1 protein-coding gene is annotated in these 1,989 nt (G+C 73.6%); it reads right to left on the bottom strand.

Annotated elements, in window-relative coordinates:
• The coding region (locus tag ACWD1Z_RS37245; RefSeq protein WP_451125324.1) for a non-ribosomal peptide synthetase at positions 1 to 1,989 on the bottom strand (1,989 nt) is incomplete at both ends.

Here is a 1,989-nt window from a genome sequence, read left to right as displayed (position 1 = left end):
AGGCACCGGCAACGCCCGCCGGTCCACCTTCCCGTTCGGCGTCAACGGCAACGCCTCCACCACCACGAACACCCCCGGCACCATGAACCCGGGCAGGAGCTGGGCGAGCCGGTCGCGCAGCCGGTCCACGACGGGCGGGTGGGTGAGGTCGGCGGGAACGACATGGGCGGCCAGCCGACGGCCGACGGAGGCGTCGTCGAGGACGGTGACCACGGCGTGCGCCACGGTCGGGTCGTCGAGCAACGCGGCCTGGATCTCGCCGAGTTCGATGCGGTGGCCGCGGATCTTCACCTGGTCGTCGGACCGGCCCACGAACACCAGCTGACCGTCGCCGGTCCAGCGCACCAGGTCGCCGGTGCGGTACATGCGCTCACCCGGCGCCCCGAACGGGCACGCCACGAACCGCGCGGCCGTCAGACCGGGTTGGCGCACATATCCGCGGGCCACGCCCTCGCCGGAGATGTACAGCTCGCCCACCACATGGGGTGGCACGGGCCGCAGTCGCTCGTCGAGCACGAAGCAGCGGTCGCCGTCCAGTGCGCGGCCGATCGGCACGGTCTCGCCGGTGACGGACTCCGGTCCGGTCAGGGGGTGGCAGACCGCGAACGTGGTCGTCTCGGTGGGGCCGTAGACGTGCACGACGGTGGTGCCGGGGCAGCGTTCGAGGGCTCGGCGGACCGCGCCGGGAGAGACGAACTCACCGCCGGTCCACACTTCCCGCACCCCGGACAGACAGTGCGGATGGTCCTCGACGAGATGGTTGAACAGAGCCGTGGTGAGGAACACCGCGGTGACGTCATGGCGTTCGATGGCCTCGGCGAGGGCGGCGGAGTCGAGCCGGCCGGCCGGGGCGAGCACCGCCTCCCCGCCGTGCAGCAGCGGCACCCACATCTCGTAGGTGGAGGCGTCGAAGGCGTACGGCGAGTGCAGCAGGACCCGGCCGTGTGCGCCGGACCGCCAGTGCCGGTCGTCGGCCAGGGCCAGGATGTTGGCGTGGGTGACGGCGATGCCCTTGGGGGCACCCGTCGAGCCCGAGGTGTACATGACGTAGGCGAGATCGTCGGGGTGGCCCGCGAAGAGCGACTCGTCGCCCGCCTCATCGGCGGGCCCCGCGTCCACGCGCAGCACCGCGACCCCCGGCTCCGTCGGCGTTCGGGCCGGATCCCGGTCGGTGACCAGGGCCACCGCACCCGTCTCGGCCAGGACGTGCCGCATCCGGGTCGCGGGGTCGGCCGGATTGAGCGGGACGTAGGCGGCTCCGGTGCGCAGGATTGCCAGCGTCGTGACGACCAGTGACGCCGAGCGCTCCTGGAGGACGGCGACCCGGCTGCCGGGGCCGACACCGAGGGCGCGCAGCCGTCCCGCGAGCCGGCGCTGGCGCCGGTCCAGCTCCCGGTAGGTGACGGTGCCGCCGTCGGCCTCGCGCAGCGCGACCGCGTCCGGGGTGCGGGCGGCCTGCCCGGCGAAGCGTTCCTGGACCGTGCGGGGCGTGCGGTCCGCCGTGGCGGGCAGCGCGGGTTCGTTCCACTCCCCGGTCAGCGTCGCCGCCTCGCCCGGCCGCAGGACGTCAAGACCGGACACGGCGACGGAGGGATCGGCCACCGCCGCGCCGAGCAGGCGTACCAGGCGGGCCATGAGCGCGGCGGCGGTGTCCGCCTCGAACAGGTCGGTGGCGTACTCCAGGGAGCCGTCGACACCGCCGCCGTTCAGCTCGCTGAGGCTGAGCGTGAGGTCGACGCGGGCGACCTCGGCCCGCACCACCCGGGTACGCACCTCGAGTCCGGGTACGGAGACCGTGGCGGCCGGGTTGCTGTCGAGTGACAGCATCACCTGGAAGAGGGGCTGCCGGGACAGGGACCGCTCCGGGTTGAGTGCCTCCACCAACTGCTCGAAGGGCAGCTCCTGATGGGCGTACGCCGCCAGATCCGCGGCCCGCACCCGCCCCAGCAGCTCACGGAACGTCGGGTCACCGGACACATCCGTACGCAG

The sequence above is a fragment of the Streptomyces sp. NPDC002784 genome (assembly GCF_053592135.1).
Note: the sequence above shows the minus strand (reverse complement) of the source record. Positions and strands in the feature narration are given on the sequence as shown.